Genomic DNA, 15,962 nt, shown 5'->3' with positions numbered 1-15,962 from the left:
GCGAGAAGACATATGGTTGAAATTGAACTGGACGGTCAGAAAGTGGAAGTCGCCGAAGGCTGCATGGTGATGCATGCAGCCGAGAAGGCGGGCACCTACATTCCACATTTCTGCTACCACAAGAAGCTTTCGATTGCCGCCAACTGCCGCATGTGCCTGGTGGATGTGGAAAAGGCACCCAAGCCCATGCCTGCCTGCGCCACGCCGGTGACGCAGGGCATGATCGTGCGCACCAAGAGCGACAAGGCCATCAAGGCCCAGCAGTCGGTCATGGAATTTTTGCTGATCAATCATCCGTTGGACTGCCCCATCTGTGACCAGGGTGGCGAGTGCCAGCTGCAGGATCTGGCCGTCGGCTATGGCGGATCTTCCTCGCGCTATGAGGAAGAAAAGCGCGTGGTGCCCGTCAAGGATGTGGGGCCGCTGATTTCCATGCAGGAAATGAGTCGCTGCATTCACTGCACCCGCTGCGTGCGCTTTGGCCAGGAGGTGGCTGGGGTGATGGAGTTGGGCATGATCCATCGCGGCGAGCATTCCGAAATCACCACGGTGACTGGTGACACGGTAGATTCAGAGCTTTCGGGCAACATGATCGACATCTGCCCCGTGGGTGCCTTGACCAGCAAGCCGTTCCGCTACAGCGCCCGTACCTGGGAGCTGTCGCGCCGCCGCTCGGTCAGCCCGCACGACTCCACCGGCGCCAACCTGATCGTTCAGGTCAAGAACCACAAGGTCATGCGTGTCGTGCCGCTGGAGAACGAAGCCGTCAACGAATGCTGGATCGCCGACCGTGACCGTTTCTCCTACGAATCGCTCAACAGCGACGAACGCCTGACCCAGCCCATGCTCAAGCAGGGCGGGGTGTGGAAGGAAGTCGACTGGCAGACTGCGCTCGAGTACGTGGCCAATGGCCTCAAGAACATCAAGAACGACCACGGTGCCAAGAGCATCGGCGCTCTGGTGAGCCCGCACAGCACGGTCGAAGAGCTGTACCTGGCCAGTGCGCTGGTGCGCGGCATTGGCAGCGACAACATCGACTACCGCCTGCGCAATGCCGAGTTCGCTGCACCCGAAGGCATCCGTTGGCTGGGTACGTCCATCGCTTCCCTGTCCACGCTGCAACGCGTGCTGGTGGTGGGCTCCAACCTGCGCAAGGACCATCCGCTGTTCGCGCAGCGCATCCGACAGGCTGCCCGCCATGGCTGCCAGGTCACGGCTGTGGGCTCTGTGGCCCACGACTGGGCCATGCCTGTGTCGTCGTTCGTTGCGCAAAGCGCCAGCGAATGGGTGCAGACACTCGGCGGCATCGCCTCTGCAGTGGCACAGGAAAAGGGCGTGACCGCTCCTCAGGGCGCTGCAGCCTACGACGACGCCACCCAGGCCATCGCCCGCGCGCTGCTCGGCGGTGAGCGCAAAGCCGTGCTGCTGGGCAACGCCGCAGCGCACCATGCGCAGGCCACGCAATTGCTGTCGTTGGCCAACTGGATCGGCGAGCACACGGGTGCCTCGGTGGGCTACCTTACGGAAGCCGCCAACACGGTGGGCGCGCAGTTTGCGGGTGCTCATCCTGTGAACGGTGGATTGAATGCGGGTCAGATGCTCTCGGGTGGACTGAAGGCGGCTGTGCTGCTCAACACCGAGCCGGTCCATGACTCGGCGGCAGGTGCCAACGCTGCTGCTGCGCTGTCTGGTGCAGAGATGGTGGTGACCTTGAGCCCCTTCAAGGCCAACCTGGAGTTCAGTGACGTTCTGTTGCCAATTGCTCCCTTCACCGAAACCTCCGGCAGCTTCATCAACGCCGAAGGCCGCCTGCAGAGCTTCCATGCGGTGGTGCGCCCCCTGGGCGATACCCGCCCTGCGTGGAAGGTCCTGCGCGTGCTGGCCAACCTGCTGGGTGTGTCCGGTTTCGACTTCGAGACCTCGCAAGACGTGCTGGCACGCGCCACCAACGCCGCGGCCGGTACCGTCACGCAAGTGCCTGCTGAACAGCTGTCGAACCTGGTGACTGCGGTGCCTGCTGCGGCCGCAGCAGCCACGGCAACCGCCTGCGAGCCTGTGGTCGCTTCCATCTATCAACTCGACGGCCTCGTGCGCCGTTCCACGTCGCTGCAGCTCACCGCCGATGCGCGCACGGCACGTGAAGGAGTCGCCGCATGATCGACGCGATCTACAACGCGGGCCTGAACCTGCTTTCCTTTGGCTGGTGGACCGGCGTTGTCTGGCCCGTGCTCTGGATTTTGATCAAGATCGTCTGCATTTTGGCTCCTCTGATGGGCGCAGTGGCCTACCTCACGCTGTGGGAGCGCAAGCTGCTCGGCTTCATGCAGGTGCGCCATGGTCCCAACCGGGTTGGTCCACTCGGCTTGCTGCAACCGATTGCAGACGCTCTGAAGCTGCTGACCAAGGAAATCATCCAGCCTACGGCGGCCAGCAAGGGTCTGTTTGTATTGGGTCCCATCATGGCGATCATGCCGGCGCTTGCCGCATGGGTCGCGATCCCCTTCGGTCCCGATGTCGCGCTGGCCAACGTCAATGCCGGTTTGCTCTTGGTGATGGCGATTACCTCCATCGAAGTCTATGGCGTGATCATCGCCGGCTGGGCATCGAACTCCAAGTACGCCTTCTTGGGCGCACTGCGCGCCTCGGCGCAGATGGTGAGCTACGAAATCGCCATGGGCTTCTGCTTCCTGGTGGTGATCATGGTCTCGGGCAGCATGAACCTGACCGAAATCGTGATGTCCCAGTCCCGTGGCATGGCCGCAGACAAGGGCCTGGTATTCCTGTCCTGGAACTGGCTGCCGCTGCTGCCCATCTTTCTGGTGTACCTGATCTCCGGCGTGGCTGAAACCAACCGCCACCCCTTCGACGTGGTTGAGGGTGAAGCCGAAATCGTGGCCGGCCACATGGTCGAGTACTCGGGCATGGGTTTCGCCGTGTTTTTCCTGGCCGAATACGCCAGCATGTGGCTGGTGTCCATCCTGGCGGCGCTGATGTTCCTGGGCGGCTGGCTGTCGCCCATCGACAGCGTGCTGTTCAACTGGATTCCAGGCTGGATCTGGCTCGGCATCAAGACCTTCGTCGTGGTGTCCATGTTCATCTGGATCCGCGCCACCTTCCCGCGCTTTCGCTATGACCAGATCATGCGTCTGGGCTGGAAGATCTTCATTCCGGTCACCCTGGTGTGGCTGCTCATCGTCGGCGGGTGGTTGCTCTCGCCGTGGAACATCTGGAAATAAGCGGGGACACACATGACTGCTGTTGCTGCTGCTGCACCTTTCTCGTTCAAGGATTTCTTCAAGAGCTTCATGCTCGTGGAGCTGCTCAAGGGCATGGCCCTGACGGGCCGCTACGCCTTTCGCCGCAAGGTGACCGTGCAGTTCCCCGAAGAGAAGACACCCTTGTCGCCGCGCTTTCGCGGCCTGCATGCCCTGCGCCGTTACGACAATGGTGAAGAGCGCTGCATCGCCTGCAAGCTGTGCGAGGCGGTTTGCCCCGCCATGGCGATCACGATTGAATCGGACGTGCGTGCCGATGGCTCCCGCCGCACCACGCGCTATGACATTGATCTGACCAAGTGCATCTTTTGCGGTTTCTGCGAGGAAAGCTGCCCGGTGGATTCCATCGTGGAGACGCACATCTTTGAGTACCACGGCGAGAAGCGTGGCGATCTGTATTTCACGAAGGACATGCTCCTGGCCGTGGGTGACCGGTACGAAGGTGAAATCGCGGCAGCCAAGGCTGCAGATGCCAAGTACCGCTGAGCGGTGCCTGGTTCAGCCTCTTTGCCAGACTTTCTATAAAGACCCGATTCATGGACGCCAAGACTGGTTTCTTCTATCTCTTCTCGGTGGTGCTGCTGTTTGCAGCCTTCCGGGTCATCACCGCGCGCAATCCTGTGCATGCCGTGCTCTATCTCATCCTCGCGTTCTCACAGGCGGCCGCAGTTTGGTTGTTGCTCAAAGCCGAGTTTCTGGCCATTGCCCTTGTATTGGTGTACTTGGGCGCAGTGATGGTGCTCTTCCTGTTCGTCGTGATGATGTTGGACATCCACATCGATACGGTGCGCAAGGGTTTCTGGAAGCACTTTCCCCTCGCTGCTACCGTGGGTGCCTTGATTGCGCTGGAAATGGCCGCTGTGCTGATGGGCGGTTTCCGTGGCATGGACGAGCCAAAGGCCGTCGCTACGGCAGTGGATGCTGCAGGTCACGTGGTGCAGTACTCAAACACCAAGGCACTGGGCAAGCTGCTTTACACCGAATACCTCTATCCGGTGGAAATCGCAGCCGTGATCCTGCTGGTGGCCATGATCGCTGCCATCGCTCTGACTCTGCGCCAGCGCAAGGATAGCAAGGCCATCAATCCTTCCTTGCAGATCCGCGTGCGCGCTGCGGACCGTCTGGAAGTGGTGAAAGTTGCCGCGACCCAGAAGGCGGTGGACGAAACACCGGCTGAGACCGCTGCCGAGGAGAAAAAAGCATGACGCTGACTTTGGGCCATTTCCTCTCGCTGGGCGCGATGCTGTTCGCGCTGGCCGTGATCGGCATCTTTCTGAACCGCAAGAATCTGATTGTGCTGCTGATGGCGATCGAGTTGATGCTGCTGGCGGTCAACATGAACTTCGTGGCGTTCTCGCACTACCTGGGCGACATGCATGGCCAGGTGTTCGTGTTCTTCATCCTGACAGTGGCAGCTGCCGAGTCGGCCATCGGTCTGGCCATCCTGGTGCTCCTGTTCCGCAACAAGTCCAGCATCAACGCGGAAGACCTCAACACCCTCAAGGGTTGATGGGTCGCCAGCATTCCCAAGGTTCTCAAGAATGAGTCAAACCCTCTCTGCTTCAACGCTCCTGGCCGTGCCGCTGGCACCGCTGGCGGGCGCATTGCTGGCCGGTATTTTCGGCACGACCTTCGGTGGTAACTGGATCGGTCGCCGACTTTCCCACACCCTCACCATCCTGGGCGTGCTGGTCGCGTTCGTGCTGTCTGCGATGACGCTCAAGAGCGTGGCGCTGGACGGTGCCCGCTTCAACGAGACGCTCTACACCTGGATGGTGGTGGGCGGCCTCAATATGGAGGTCGGTTTCCTGATCGACAGCCTCACCGCCATGATGATGGTGGTCGTGACCTTCGTGTCGCTGATGGTGCACATCTACACCATCGGCTACATGGAGGAAGACGACGGCTACAACCGTTTCTTTGCCTACATCTCCCTGTTCACGTTCTCCATGCTCATGCTCGTCATGAGCAACAACCTGCTGCAGCTGTTCTTCGGCTGGGAAGCCGTGGGCCTGGTTTCCTACCTGCTGATCGGCTTCTGGTTCAACAAGCCCACGGCGATCTTCGCCAACATGAAGGCCTTCCTGGTCAACCGCGTGGGCGACTTCGGCTTTATCCTGGGCATCGGTCTGATCGCGGCCTACACCGGCACGCTCAACTACAGCGAGATCTTCGCCAAGGCTGGCGAACTGGGCGGTCTGCCGTTCCCGGGCACCGACTGGATGCTGATCACCGTCATCTGCATCTGCCTGTTCATCGGCGCGATGGGCAAGTCCGCCCAGTTCCCGTTGCACGTGTGGCTGCCCGATTCGATGGAAGGCCCAACCCCCATCTCGGCACTGATCCACGCGGCCACCATGGTGACTGCCGGCATCTTCATGGTGTCGCGCATGTCGCCGCTGTTTGAGCTGTCGGACACCGCGCTCAATTTCATCCTGATCATCGGTTCCATCACGGCGCTGTTCATGGGCTTCCTGGGCATCATCCAGAACGACATCAAGCGTGTGGTGGCTTATTCGACGCTCTCGCAGCTTGGCTACATGACCGTGGCCTTGGGGGCATCGGCATACTCGGTGGCCGTGTTCCACCTGATGACCCACGCGTTCTTCAAGGCGCTGCTGTTCCTGGGGGCAGGTTCGGTCATCATGGGTATGCACCACAACCAGGACATCCGCTGGATGGGTGGCGTGCGCAAGTACATGCCCATCACCTGGATCACGTCGCTGCTGGGTTCGCTCGCACTGATCGGCACGCCCCTGTTCGCGGGTTTCTACTCCAAGGACAGCATCATCGAGGCGGTGCATTTCAGCCACCTGCCCGCAGCCGGTTTTGCACACTTTGCCGTGCTCGCAGGCGTGTTCATTACGGCGTTCTACTCGTTCCGCATGTACTTCCTGGTCTTCCACGGCAAGGAACGGTTCGACCAGAACCCCGACGCACACCATGATGCGCACCACGACGACCATGGCCACGGCCATGACGATCACCATGAGCCGCACGAGTCTCCATGGGTGGTGACGGTGCCCCTGGTGCTGCTGGCCATTCCATCGGTGGTCGTGGGTTTCATGTTCATCCAGCCCATGCTGTTCGGCGACTTTTTCAAGGGCGTGATCTTTGTCGATGCGGTCAAACACCCTGCGATGGCCAAGCTGGCGGAGATCTTCCACGGCCCGGTGGCGATGGCCCTGCACGGGCTTCAGACCGCACCATTCTGGCTGGCGGCGGCTGGTGTGGCCCTGTCGTACTACATGTACATGGTGAACCCGGCCTTGCCTGCTGCGATCAAGCGCACCTGCATGCCGATCTACACGCTGTTCGAGAACAAGTACTACCTCGACTGGATCAACGAGAACATCCTGGCCCGTGGTGCACGTGCTCTGGGGGTTGGCCTGTGGAAGGTTGGCGACCAAGCCATCATCGACGGCGCTCTCGTGAATGGGTCATGGAAGGCGGTACGAGGGGTTTCCGGCATCGTGCGCTGGATGCAGTCGGGCTTTATCTTCCACTACGCGCTGGTGATGATCCTGGGTGTCTTCGCACTGATGACCTGGTTTGTCTGGGGCGACGCTCTCTTGCAGCTCATCAAATAAGGAAAACAACAAATGGGTCTGTTGAGTCTTGCAATCTGGACACCGATTGCCTTCGGTGTGCTGCTGCTGGCCATTGGGCGGGATGAGCATGCCCGCGCGGTGCGCTGGCTGGCGTTGGTGGGGGCTGTGATTGGCTTCCTGGTGACACTGCCCCTGTACGACGGCTTCCAGTTGGGCACGGCGGCGATGCAGTTTGTCGAGAAGGCTGCCTGGATCGAGCGTTTCAATGTCCATTACCACCTGGGTGTGGACGGCATCTCGTTCTGGTTCGTGCCGCTGACGGCGTTCATCACGGTCATCGTGGTTGTGGCTTCGTGGGAGTCCATCACCGAGCGCGTCAACCAGTACATGGGGGCGTTCCTGATCCTGTCGGGCCTCATGGTTGGCGTGTTCACGGCGTTGGACGGCATGCTGTTCTACGTGTTCTTCGAAGCCACGCTGATTCCGATGTACCTGATCATCGGTATCTGGGGCGGTCCCAACAAGATCTACGCGGCGTTCAAGTTCTTCCTGTACACGCTGCTCGGCTCGCTGCTCATGCTGATCGCGCTGATTTTCTTGTACAACCAGTCGGGTGGCAGCTTTGACATTGCCACGTGGCACCAGTTGCCTCTGAGCCGCACGGCGCAGACTCTGTTGTTCTTTGCCTTCTTTGCGGCTTTCGCCGTGAAGGTGCCCATGTGGCCGGTGCACACCTGGCTGCCCGACGTGCACGTGGAGGCGCCCACTGGCGGCTCCGCCGTGCTGGCGGCCATCATGCTGAAGCTCGGCGCCTACGGCTTCCTGCGCTTTTCGATGCCTATCGCCCCCGACGCCTCGCGCGAATGGGCCTGGCTGATGATCGCGCTGTCGCTGATCGCCGTGATCTACGTGGGCCTCGTGGCCATGGTCCAGAAGGACATGAAAAAGCTGGTGGCGTACTCGTCCGTGGCGCACATGGGCTTTGTGACCCTGGGTTTCTTCATCTTCAACGACCTGGGCGTCTCCGGCGGTCTGGTGCAGATGATTGCCCACGGCTTCGTCTCGGGTGCGATGTTCCTTTCCATCGGCGTGCTCTACGACCGCGTGCACTCCCGCGAGATCGCTGCCTATGGTGGCGTGGTCAACACCATGCCCAACTTCACGGCGTTTGCACTGCTGTTTGCGATGGCCAATTGCGGCCTGCCGGGCACTGCCGGTTTTGTGGGCGAGTGGATGGTGATCCTTGGCGCCGTCAAGGCCAACTTCTGGATCGGACTGGCTGCCGCCACCGCGCTGATCTTTGGGGCCGCCTACACGCTGTGGATGTTCAAGCGCGTGTACCTGGGGCCTGTGGGCAATGACAACGTCAAGGGCCTGACGGACATCGACAGCCGCGAATTCCTGGTGCTCGCCCTGCTGGGCATCGCCGTGCTGGCCATGGGCCTGTATCCCCGTCCGTTCACGGACGTGATGGACACCTCGGTGGCGGAGCTGCTTAAGCACGTTGCGCTGTCCAAGCTGAACTAAGAGATTCAAGAAGATGATTGACAACATCAGCTGGCTCGCGATTTACCCCGAAATCGTGCTGTTGACCATGGCCTGCGTGATTGCGCTGGTCGATCTGGGCGTGCACAGCGCCCGCCGCACTGCTACCTACGTACTGACCCTGCTGACGCTGGCCGTGGTGGCAGGTCTGCAGGCGATGTATGCCAGCAGTGGCAATACCTTCTACGGTTTTGGCAACATGGTGGTCAGCGACGCCATGGGCAACTGGCTCAAGTGTTTTGCCACCGTGGCCATGATGATCACGTTGGTTTACGGGCGCCCCTATGCGGCGGATCGCGGCATGCTGCGCGGTGGTGAAATGTTCACGCTTTCGATGTTCGCGCTGCTGGGCATGTTCATCATGATCTCGGGCAACAACTTTCTCGTGATCTATCTGGGCCTGGAGCTGCTGACGCTGTCAAGCTACGCGCTCGTGGCCCTGCGCCGCGACAACGCCACGGCCACCGAAGCGGCCATGAAGTATTTCGTGCTGGGCGCCATGGCCAGCGGTTTCCTGCTGTACGGTCTGTCCATGATCTATGGCGCCACCGGCTCGCTCGATATCGGCCAGGTGTTCAAGGCGGTCAATTCGGGCCAGATCCGCCATCAGGTGCTGGTGTTCGGCCTCGTCTTCGTGGTGGCTGGCCTGGCTTTCAAGCTGGGTGTGGTGCCTTTCCACATGTGGATCCCCGACGTGTACCAGGGCGCTCCCACGGCGGTCACGCTCATGATCGGTGGCGCGCCCAAGCTGGCAGCATTTGCCATCACCATCCGCCTGCTGGTGGACGGCTTGCTGCCCCTGGCGATCGACTGGCAACAGATGCTGGCGGTGCTGGCCATTGGTTCGCTGCTCGTGGGCAACCTTGCGGCCATTGCGCAGACCAATCTGAAGCGCATGCTGGCGTACTCCACGATTTCACAGATGGGCTTTGTGCTGCTGGGCCTGATGTCGGGTGTGGTGAATGGCAATGTGGATGCCACCGCTGTGGAGAATGCCTACAGCGCCTCGATGTTCTACGTGGTGACCTATGTGCTCACCACCCTGGCGGCCTTCGGCGTGATTTTGCTGCTGGCCCGTGAAGGCTTCGAGAGCGAAGAGATTTCAGACTTTGCCGGCCTCAACCAGCGCAGCCCGCTCTACGCTGGCGTGATGGCCGTGTGCCTGTTCTCCATGGCCGGTATTCCTCCGCTGGTGGGTTTCTACGCCAAGCTGGCCGTGCTGCAGGCGTTGGTGGCCTCAGGCCAGAGCCTTTACATCGCGATGGCGGTGTTCGCAGTGATCATGTCGTTGATTGGCGCGTTCTACTACCTGCGGGTCGTCAAGGTCATGTACTTCGATGCACCGCTGACGGCTTCGAGCGTCTCCGCACCAGTGGATGTGCGTGTCGTGCTGACCCTCAATGGCGCGCTCCTTCTGGTGCTGGGCCTTTTGCCCGGTGGCCTGATGGCCCTCTGCGCTGACGCTGTTGTGCGCGCGTTGGCAACCTGAGCCTTATCCGCTTTCTGCTGCTCCTGTGTCGCTTACCGGGTCCGTCTGGCTGGTCATTGTGGCAGCCTTCATCGCTGCCAATCTGCCATTTGTAAACCACCGCTGGTTAGCGGTGGGGCCTGTGGCTGCGGCTCCGCGCAAGCCGCTGGTGGGCCGTCTTGCCGAGCTCATCCTGCTGTACTTTCTGGTGGGTGGCCTGGCGCTGCTGCTGGAGCGCAGGGCCGGGCAGATTGCGCCGCAAGGCTGGGAGTTCTATGCGATCACCGGGACGTTGTTTCTCACGCTGGCCTTTCCGGGTTTTGTCTATCGTTACCTGCTGCGCCGCCACGGTTGATGGCCTGCGCATCTTGGTATTGCCATGAAGGTCCTTGATCTCCAATGCCAGCTGGGCCATGTCTTTGAAGGCTGGTTCGCGTCGGAAGACGACTTTCAGAGCCAGAAGCAGCGCGGTTTGGTGCAATGTCCGCTGTGTGCCGACGATCACATTGAAAAGCGCTTGAGCGCCCCCCGTTTGAACCTGGGTGCCCGCGCGCCATCTTCCGCATCGGTTGAGCCCAGGCCGTCAGCTTCATCCGAGGGCGGCACCCTTCAGGTCGGAACCTCTCCGGCCCTTTCCCCTGTGCTGCAAGCCGCCTGGCTGGAGCTGGCCCGCAAGATCGTGGCAAATACCGAGGATGTGGGCGCGCATTTTGCGCAGGAGGCGCGGCGCATGCACCACGGCGAAGTTCAGGAACGCGCGATTCGAGGACAGGCCACTCCGGGCGAAGCGATGGAGTTGCTGGAGGAGGGCATCGCCGTCATGCCCTTGCCGCTGCCCGCCGCCGCCAAGGAAACCCTCCAGTAGCTGTCCGGCCTTTGGTGCCACCAAAAATATCAGTCTTTTTGCTGCCTGGCGCTTGTCTGATAAATAGTTGTTGCTATCAATTTAATATCAACTGAATTGCGCCGAATGTAGTGCGGACCCGAGTCCCTTGAAGCCCCTGGCGATGGCAATGCCGCTTGTTGGACCTACACCGTGAACTGCAGAGCCGCCAAGCGGGCGTAGACGCCGCCCCGCGCCAGCAGGGCCGTGTGGGTGCCTTGCTCCACGATGCGCCCATGTTCCAGCACCACAATGCGGTCCGCGTTCTGCACAGTGGCCAGCCGGTGGGCAATGACCAGCGTGGTGCGGCGTCCCGTATGGCGCTGCATGGCGGTGTCCAGCGCCGCCTGCACCATGCGTTCGCTTTCGGCGTCCAGCGCACTCGTGGCTTCGTCCAGCAGCAGCAGGGGCGGGTTTTTGAGCATCGCCCGGGCGATGGCAATGCGCTGGCGCTGGCCACCGGACAGCCGCACGCCCCGTTCTCCCAGGAAAGTGCCATAGCCCTCGGGCAGTGCCATGAGGAAGTCGTGCGCAAATGCAGCGCGTGTGGCCGCCATGACTTCTTCGTCCGTGGCCTGAGGGCGCCCGTATCGGATGTTGTCCATGGCCGAGGCGGAGAAGATCACGGCGTCCTGCGGCACGGTGCCCGTGTGCGAGCGCAGGGTTTCCAGCCGCAGTTGGCGGATGTCCACACCGTTGAGGCGGATGGCACCCTGGTCCCGACCGTCCGCACCGGTGTCTACGTCGTAGAAGCGTTGCAGCAGCTGGAACACGGTGGTCTTGCCGGCACCGCTGGCGCCCACCAGCGCCACGGTTTCGCCCGGTGCCAGGCGCAGTGAAAAGTCCTGCAGGGCGGGTTGGTCAGGGCGGGAGGGATAGTGGAACAGAACGTTTTCAAATTCCACCTCCAGGCCCCGGTCAGACAGAGGCAGGTCTTGCGGCAGGGGCGGGTCCGCCACGGGCGATCGGCTCGCCAGCAACTCCATCAGCCGCTCCGTGGCGCCTGCTGCGCGCAGCAGGTCGCCATAGACCTCGCCCAGCACGGCCACGGCACCGGCCAGCAGGATCACGTACACCACCGTCTGCCCCAGATGTCCGGCGGTCATCTTGCCCGCAAGCACCGCCTCCGTGCCCCGGTACAGCCCCCAGAGCAGCAGTGCAGCGTTCGCGATGATGATGAAGGCCACCAGCAGAGCGCGAGCCCGGGAGCGCTTGACGGCGACCAGGAACGCGTTCTCGGTGGCATGCATGAAGCGGCTGGTCTCGCGGGGTTCGGCGGTATAGCTTTGCACCACCGGCACGGCGTTGAGCACCTCGGCTGCAATGGCGCTCGAATCGGCAACCCGGTCCTGGCTGTCGCGCGACAGGCGCCGCACGCGCCGGCCAATCCACATGGTCGGCAACACCACCAGCACCACGGCCAGCAGTACCACCGACATCACGTAGGGGTTGGTCCACACCAGCACTGCCAGCGCGCCCACGCCCATGACGGCATTGCGCAGTCCCATCGACAGGGATGAGCCCACCACGGTCTGTACCAGCGTGGTGTCGGCGGTCAGGCGTGACAGCACTTCGCCGGTCTGGGTGGTTTCAAAGAACTGTGGGCTTTGCTGCAGCACATGGCCGTACACAGCATTGCGCAAGTCGGCGGTCACCCGTTCGCCCAGCCAGCTCACCATGTAAAAACGCGCGGCGGAGAACACCCCGAGTGCCACCGCCACTGCGAACAGCGCCTCGAAGTGATTGCGCAGTGCCATGGTCTGCGCGCCCTTGTCGGCGTTCACCAGGCCACCATCCACCAGGTTGCGCAGGGCGAGGGGAAACGCCAGGGTGGCGAGGGCCGCGAGCACCAGGAACACTACCGACAAGGCGATGCGCGTGCGGTACGGTCGCAGAAAAGGTAGCAGCCCGGTCAGGGAGCGGGGGGCGCCGCGCGTGGGTTGGGTGGGGGGAGAAGCCATGGGGGCAGTGTAGAGGTGCACCCGTGTGCAGGCCCAAGGCATGGGAATCGGCCCCCGTCCGGCAGGTGCTTTCCGACGGTGGTTTCGCAGGTCCTGCGCAAGCGGGCACCAAATGGTGCAACCGGCAGGGCGGGTGTCAGAAAAAAGTCAGTGTTTTGCCCGTCGCGGTGGCGTGTGTCTACGGGCAAATCACAGACTGCGTCGCGCAGGTGCAGCCGGACAAAGCCATGGGGGACGGGCGATGCAGTGGCTGTGCATGGCCGGCTGGGGCGCGCAGGCATGCCTTGCCGTATCGGGAGCGTAGGCGTTTATACATAGGCATTAGTCCCAGTATCTACTGCAGGGTAGGGGGGCATACGATGCACTGCGATCCCAACGCACGCACGAAGACCTTGTCGGCCAAGGCTTTTTTCCTCAGCACCCAACGGAGCGACCCAGGCGCAATGAGCGACGTCATTCTTGAAACCCACAGCCTGACCAAAGAGTTCAAGGGCTTCACTGCCGTCAGCGATGTGAACCTGGCGGTCCGCCGGGGCTCCATCCATGCGCTGATTGGTCCCAACGGCGCAGGCAAGACCACGTGCTTCAACCTGCTGACCAAGTTTCTCACGCCCACTTCGGGCACCATTCGTTTCAACGGGCACGACATCACGCGCGAGCAGCCTGCGCAGATCGCCCGCCGTGGCGTGATCCGCTCGTTCCAGATCTCGGCGGTGTTCCCCCACCTCACGCTGATGGAGAACGTGCGCCTGGGCCTGCAGCGCAAGCTTGGCACCTCATTTCACTTCTGGCGCAGCGAGCGCACCCTGCGCCAGCTGGACGACCGTGCCATGCAGCTGCTGACCGAGGTCGGGCTTGCAGACCTGGCCGACGAAGTGACCGTGAATCTCCCCTACGGCCGCAAGCGCGCGCTGGAGATCGCCACCACGCTGTCCATGGAGCCCGAGCTGATGCTGCTCGATGAGCCCACGCAAGGCATGGGCCATGAAGACGTGGATCGCGTCACGCAACTGATCAAGAAGGTCTCTATCGGCCGCACCATTTTGATGGTGGAGCACAACATGAAAGTCATCTCGACCATTGCAGACCGCATTACCGTGCTGCAGCGTGGCGCCGTGCTGGCCGAAGGGCCCTACGAAGAAGTCTCGAACAACCCGCAAGTCATGGAAGCCTACATGGGCACCACCGACGGTCAACTCCAGGGAGCGCATTGATGGCTGCCGCTCCCGCCCTCGAAATCAAGAACCTCGAAGCCTGGTACGGTGAATCGCACGTGCTGCATGGCGTGAACATCGTCGTGCAGCCCGGCGAGGTGGTCACGCTGCTCGGTCGCAATGGTGCCGGCCGCACCACCACCATGCGCGCCATCATGGGTCTGACCGGTGCACGCAAGGGGTCGGTCAAGATCCACGGCGTGGAAACGGTGAACATGCCCACGCACCGCATCGCGCACTTGGGTGTGGGCTACTGCCCGGAAGAGCGCGGCATCTTCTCCAGCCTTTCTTGCGAAGAAAACCTGCTCCTGCCCCCGGCACTGAAGACCGGCACGCCCGGCATGTCGGTGCAGGAGATCTACGCCATGTTTCCCAACCTGGCCGAGCGCAAGAACAGCCAGGGCACACGCCTTTCTGGGGGCGAGCAGCAGATGCTGGCCGTGGCCCGCATTCTGCGCACTGGCGCCAAGCTGCTGTTGCTCGACGAAATTTCCGAAGGCCTGGCGCCCGTCATCGTGCAGGCCCTGGCCCGCATGATCACCATGCTGCGCGAGAAGGGCTACACCGTGGTCATGGTCGAGCAGAACTTCCGCTTTGCCGCGCCGCTGGCAGACCGCTTCTATGTCATGGAGCATGGCCGCATCGTGGAGAAATTCGGTGCGTCGGAGCTGGAAGAAAAGATGCCTGTCCTCACCGAACTTCTGGGCGTTTGAACGCGCCCAGAAGTCTTGCTTCCCGTTTTCTTCAACCACACCCACAGGAGACAATCCATGAAGAACAAACTCAAAGTGCTGGCACTGATGCTGGGCGCCGCCGGCCTGGCCACCTCGGCCGCGCATGCGCAAGACAAGGTCAAGATCGGGTTCATTACCGACATGTCCAGCCTGTACGCCGATGTGGAGGGCAAGAACGGTGCGGTGGCCATCCAGATGGCGATTGACGATTTTGGCGGCAAGGTGCTGGGCATGCCCATTGAGTTGCTGACGGCTGACCACCAGAACAAGGCCGACATCGCAGCCTCCAAGGCACGCGAGTGGATCGACACCCAGGGCCTGACCATGCTGTTTGGCGGCACCAACTCCGGCACAGCCCTCGCGTCGGCCAAGGTGGCTGCCGAGAAGAAGCGCGTGTACATCAACAACGGTGCTGCCAGCTCGGCGCTGACCAATGACCAGTGCACACCCTACACCGTGCACTATGCGTATGACACCGTGGCGCTGGCCAAGGGCACAGGTTCTGCCATTGTGGATACCGGCGGCAAGTCCTGGTACTTCCTCACGGCGGACTATGCGTTTGGTCATGCACTGGAAGCCGACACCAGCACGGTGGTCAAGGCCAAGGGCGGCACCGTGGTGGGCACCGTGCGCCATCCGCTCAACGCGTCCGACTTTTCATCCTTCCTGCTGCAGGCACAGAATTCCAAGGCACAGATCCTGGGCCTGGCCAATGCAGGGGGTGACACCATCAATGCCATCAAGGCCGCCAAGGAGTTCGGCATTGGCAAGAGCATGAAGCTCGCGGGCCTGCTGATCTTCATCAGCGACGTGCACAGCCTGGGCCTGCGCAATACCGAAGGCCTGCAGTTCACCACCAGCTGGTATTGGGATCTGAACGACGACACGCGCAAGTTTGCGGCGCGCTTCTTCGAAAAGACCAAGCGCATGCCCACCGAAATCCAGGCGGCTGACTACTCCGCCACGATGAACTACCTCAAGGCCGTGGAAGCGGCCAAGAGTGTGGACGCCGAAAAGGTCATGACCACATGGCGTGGCATGAAAATGAACGACTTCTTTGCATCGGGCCAGTTGCGCGCCGATGGCCGCTATGTGCATGACATGTACCTAATGGAAGTGAAGAAGCCCGCAGAGTCCACCAAGCCCTGGGACTACTACAAGCTCATCAAGAAGCTGCCCGGCGACTCGGTGTTCACCACCAAGGCCGAGAGTAAGTGCGCGCTCTGGAAATAGCCCGCTGACAAGGTACCGGCAAGCCCACGGTGTTCATGCACCCTGGGGCTTGCCGCAGCAGCCCGACGGCGCGTACCAGATGCCTTCTTCTCCCCCTG

The 15,962-nt window shown here is 61.7% G+C and carries 14 protein-coding genes; 13 read left to right on the top strand and 1 reads right to left on the bottom strand.

Going from position 1 to position 15,962, the window contains the following annotated elements:
• The first annotated feature begins 12 nt into the window (after positions 1-12).
• The 10 genes from nuoG to ASE39_RS00955 are packed head-to-tail and all read left to right on the top strand — an operon-like array spanning position 13 to position 10,704.
• The gene (nuoG, locus tag ASE39_RS01000) at positions 13-2,157 is read left to right on the top strand and encodes an NADH-quinone oxidoreductase subunit NuoG (RefSeq protein WP_057269919.1); all 2,145 of its coding nucleotides are present in this window, start codon (positions 13-15) and stop codon (positions 2,155-2,157) included.
• Positions 2,154-3,236, top strand: a complete 1,083-nt coding sequence (gene nuoH, locus ASE39_RS00995) for an NADH-quinone oxidoreductase subunit NuoH (protein WP_057269918.1) — start codon at positions 2,154-2,156, stop codon at positions 3,234-3,236. Before nuoG ends, nuoH begins: the two co-directional genes overlap by 4 nt.
• 12 nt (positions 3,237-3,248) lie before the next feature.
• Positions 3,249-3,761 carry an NADH-quinone oxidoreductase subunit NuoI gene (gene nuoI, locus ASE39_RS00990; RefSeq protein WP_010463942.1) on the top strand — a complete coding sequence of 171 codons (513 nt, stop codon included), beginning with the start codon at positions 3,249-3,251 and terminating at the stop codon, positions 3,759-3,761.
• A gap of 50 nt (positions 3,762-3,811) precedes the next feature.
• On the top strand, positions 3,812-4,480 hold the full coding sequence (locus ASE39_RS00985; protein ID WP_057269917.1) for an NADH-quinone oxidoreductase subunit J: 669 nt from the start codon (positions 3,812-3,814) through the stop codon (positions 4,478-4,480).
• A complete protein-coding gene (nuoK, locus tag ASE39_RS00980) occupies positions 4,477-4,785 on the top strand; it encodes an NADH-quinone oxidoreductase subunit NuoK (protein ID WP_005793248.1) in 309 nt (102 codons plus the stop codon). The genes ASE39_RS00985 and nuoK overlap by 4 nt, the downstream gene beginning before the upstream one ends.
• 31 nt (positions 4,786-4,816) lie before the next feature.
• Entirely contained in the window at positions 4,817-6,865 is a 2,049-nt protein-coding gene (gene nuoL / locus ASE39_RS00975; protein WP_158004230.1) for an NADH-quinone oxidoreductase subunit L, read from the top strand.
• Positions 6,866-6,877: 12 nt separating this feature from the next.
• Positions 6,878-8,353, top strand: coding sequence for an NADH-quinone oxidoreductase subunit M (locus ASE39_RS00970; protein ID WP_010463945.1), 1,476 nt, complete (start codon positions 6,878-6,880; stop codon positions 8,351-8,353).
• 13 nt (positions 8,354-8,366) lie between these two features.
• A complete protein-coding gene (gene nuoN, locus ASE39_RS00965) occupies positions 8,367-9,860 on the top strand; it encodes an NADH-quinone oxidoreductase subunit NuoN (RefSeq protein WP_010463946.1) in 1,494 nt (497 codons plus the stop codon).
• Between the two features lie 25 nt (positions 9,861-9,885).
• The gene (locus ASE39_RS00960) at positions 9,886-10,194 is read left to right on the top strand and encodes a DUF2818 family protein (RefSeq protein WP_029414081.1); all 309 of its coding nucleotides are present in this window, start codon (positions 9,886-9,888) and stop codon (positions 10,192-10,194) included.
• A 24-nt stretch (positions 10,195-10,218) separates the two neighbouring features.
• The gene (locus ASE39_RS00955) at positions 10,219-10,704 is read left to right on the top strand and encodes a DUF1178 family protein (RefSeq protein ID WP_057269915.1); all 486 of its coding nucleotides are present in this window, start codon (positions 10,219-10,221) and stop codon (positions 10,702-10,704) included.
• Positions 10,705-10,868: 164 nt separating this feature from the next.
• On the opposite strand, the gene ASE39_RS00950 is transcribed toward ASE39_RS00955, so the two are convergent.
• Entirely contained in the window at positions 10,869-12,683 is a 1,815-nt protein-coding gene (locus tag ASE39_RS00950) for an ABC transporter transmembrane domain-containing protein (RefSeq protein WP_057270287.1), read from the bottom strand.
• Positions 12,684-13,126: 443 nt separating this feature from the next.
• Between ASE39_RS00950 and ASE39_RS00945 the strand changes: the two genes are divergently transcribed.
• From ASE39_RS00945 to ASE39_RS00935, 3 genes are read left to right on the top strand one after another with little or no spacing between them, the layout of a single operon-like run.
• Positions 13,127-13,897: an ABC transporter ATP-binding protein gene (locus tag ASE39_RS00945; protein ID WP_057269914.1), complete on the top strand. Its 771-nt coding sequence runs from the start codon at positions 13,127-13,129 to the stop codon at positions 13,895-13,897.
• Positions 13,897-14,610, top strand: coding sequence for an ABC transporter ATP-binding protein (locus ASE39_RS00940; protein ID WP_010463951.1), 714 nt, complete (start codon positions 13,897-13,899; stop codon positions 14,608-14,610). The genes ASE39_RS00945 and ASE39_RS00940 overlap by 1 nt, the downstream gene beginning before the upstream one ends.
• 57 nt (positions 14,611-14,667) lie before the next feature.
• On the top strand, positions 14,668-15,864 hold the full coding sequence (locus tag ASE39_RS00935; RefSeq protein ID WP_057269913.1) for an ABC transporter substrate-binding protein: 1,197 nt from the start codon (positions 14,668-14,670) through the stop codon (positions 15,862-15,864).
• Positions 15,865-15,962 lie beyond the last annotated feature (98 nt).

It is taken from the genome of Acidovorax sp. Root267 (assembly GCF_001429215.1).
Classification (GTDB): domain Bacteria; phylum Pseudomonadota; class Gammaproteobacteria; order Burkholderiales; family Burkholderiaceae_C; genus Acidovorax; species Acidovorax radicis.
Note: the sequence above shows the minus strand (reverse complement) of the source record. Positions and strands in the feature narration are given on the sequence as shown.

Coding starts and splice junctions, on each gene's coding strand:
- nuoG (WP_057269919.1), top strand. CDS start 13: ATGGTTGAAATTGAACTGGACGGTCAGAAAGTGGAAGTCGCCGAAGGC.
- nuoH (WP_057269918.1), top strand. CDS start 2,154: ATGATCGACGCGATCTACAACGCGGGCCTGAACCTGCTTTCCTTTGGC.
- nuoI (WP_010463942.1), top strand. CDS start 3,249: ATGACTGCTGTTGCTGCTGCTGCACCTTTCTCGTTCAAGGATTTCTTC.
- ASE39_RS00985 (WP_057269917.1), top strand. CDS start 3,812: ATGGACGCCAAGACTGGTTTCTTCTATCTCTTCTCGGTGGTGCTGCTG.
- nuoK (WP_005793248.1), top strand. CDS start 4,477: ATGACGCTGACTTTGGGCCATTTCCTCTCGCTGGGCGCGATGCTGTTC.
- nuoL (WP_158004230.1), top strand. CDS start 4,817: ATGAGTCAAACCCTCTCTGCTTCAACGCTCCTGGCCGTGCCGCTGGCA.
- ASE39_RS00970 (WP_010463945.1), top strand. CDS start 6,878: ATGGGTCTGTTGAGTCTTGCAATCTGGACACCGATTGCCTTCGGTGTG.
- nuoN (WP_010463946.1), top strand. CDS start 8,367: ATGATTGACAACATCAGCTGGCTCGCGATTTACCCCGAAATCGTGCTG.
- ASE39_RS00955 (WP_057269915.1), top strand. CDS start 10,219: ATGAAGGTCCTTGATCTCCAATGCCAGCTGGGCCATGTCTTTGAAGGC.
- ASE39_RS00950 (WP_057270287.1), bottom strand. CDS start 12,683: ATGGCTTCTCCCCCCACCCAACCCACGCGCGGCGCCCCCCGCTCCCTG.
- ASE39_RS00945 (WP_057269914.1), top strand. CDS start 13,127: ATGAGCGACGTCATTCTTGAAACCCACAGCCTGACCAAAGAGTTCAAG.
- ASE39_RS00940 (WP_010463951.1), top strand. CDS start 13,897: ATGGCTGCCGCTCCCGCCCTCGAAATCAAGAACCTCGAAGCCTGGTAC.
- ASE39_RS00935 (WP_057269913.1), top strand. CDS start 14,668: ATGAAGAACAAACTCAAAGTGCTGGCACTGATGCTGGGCGCCGCCGGC.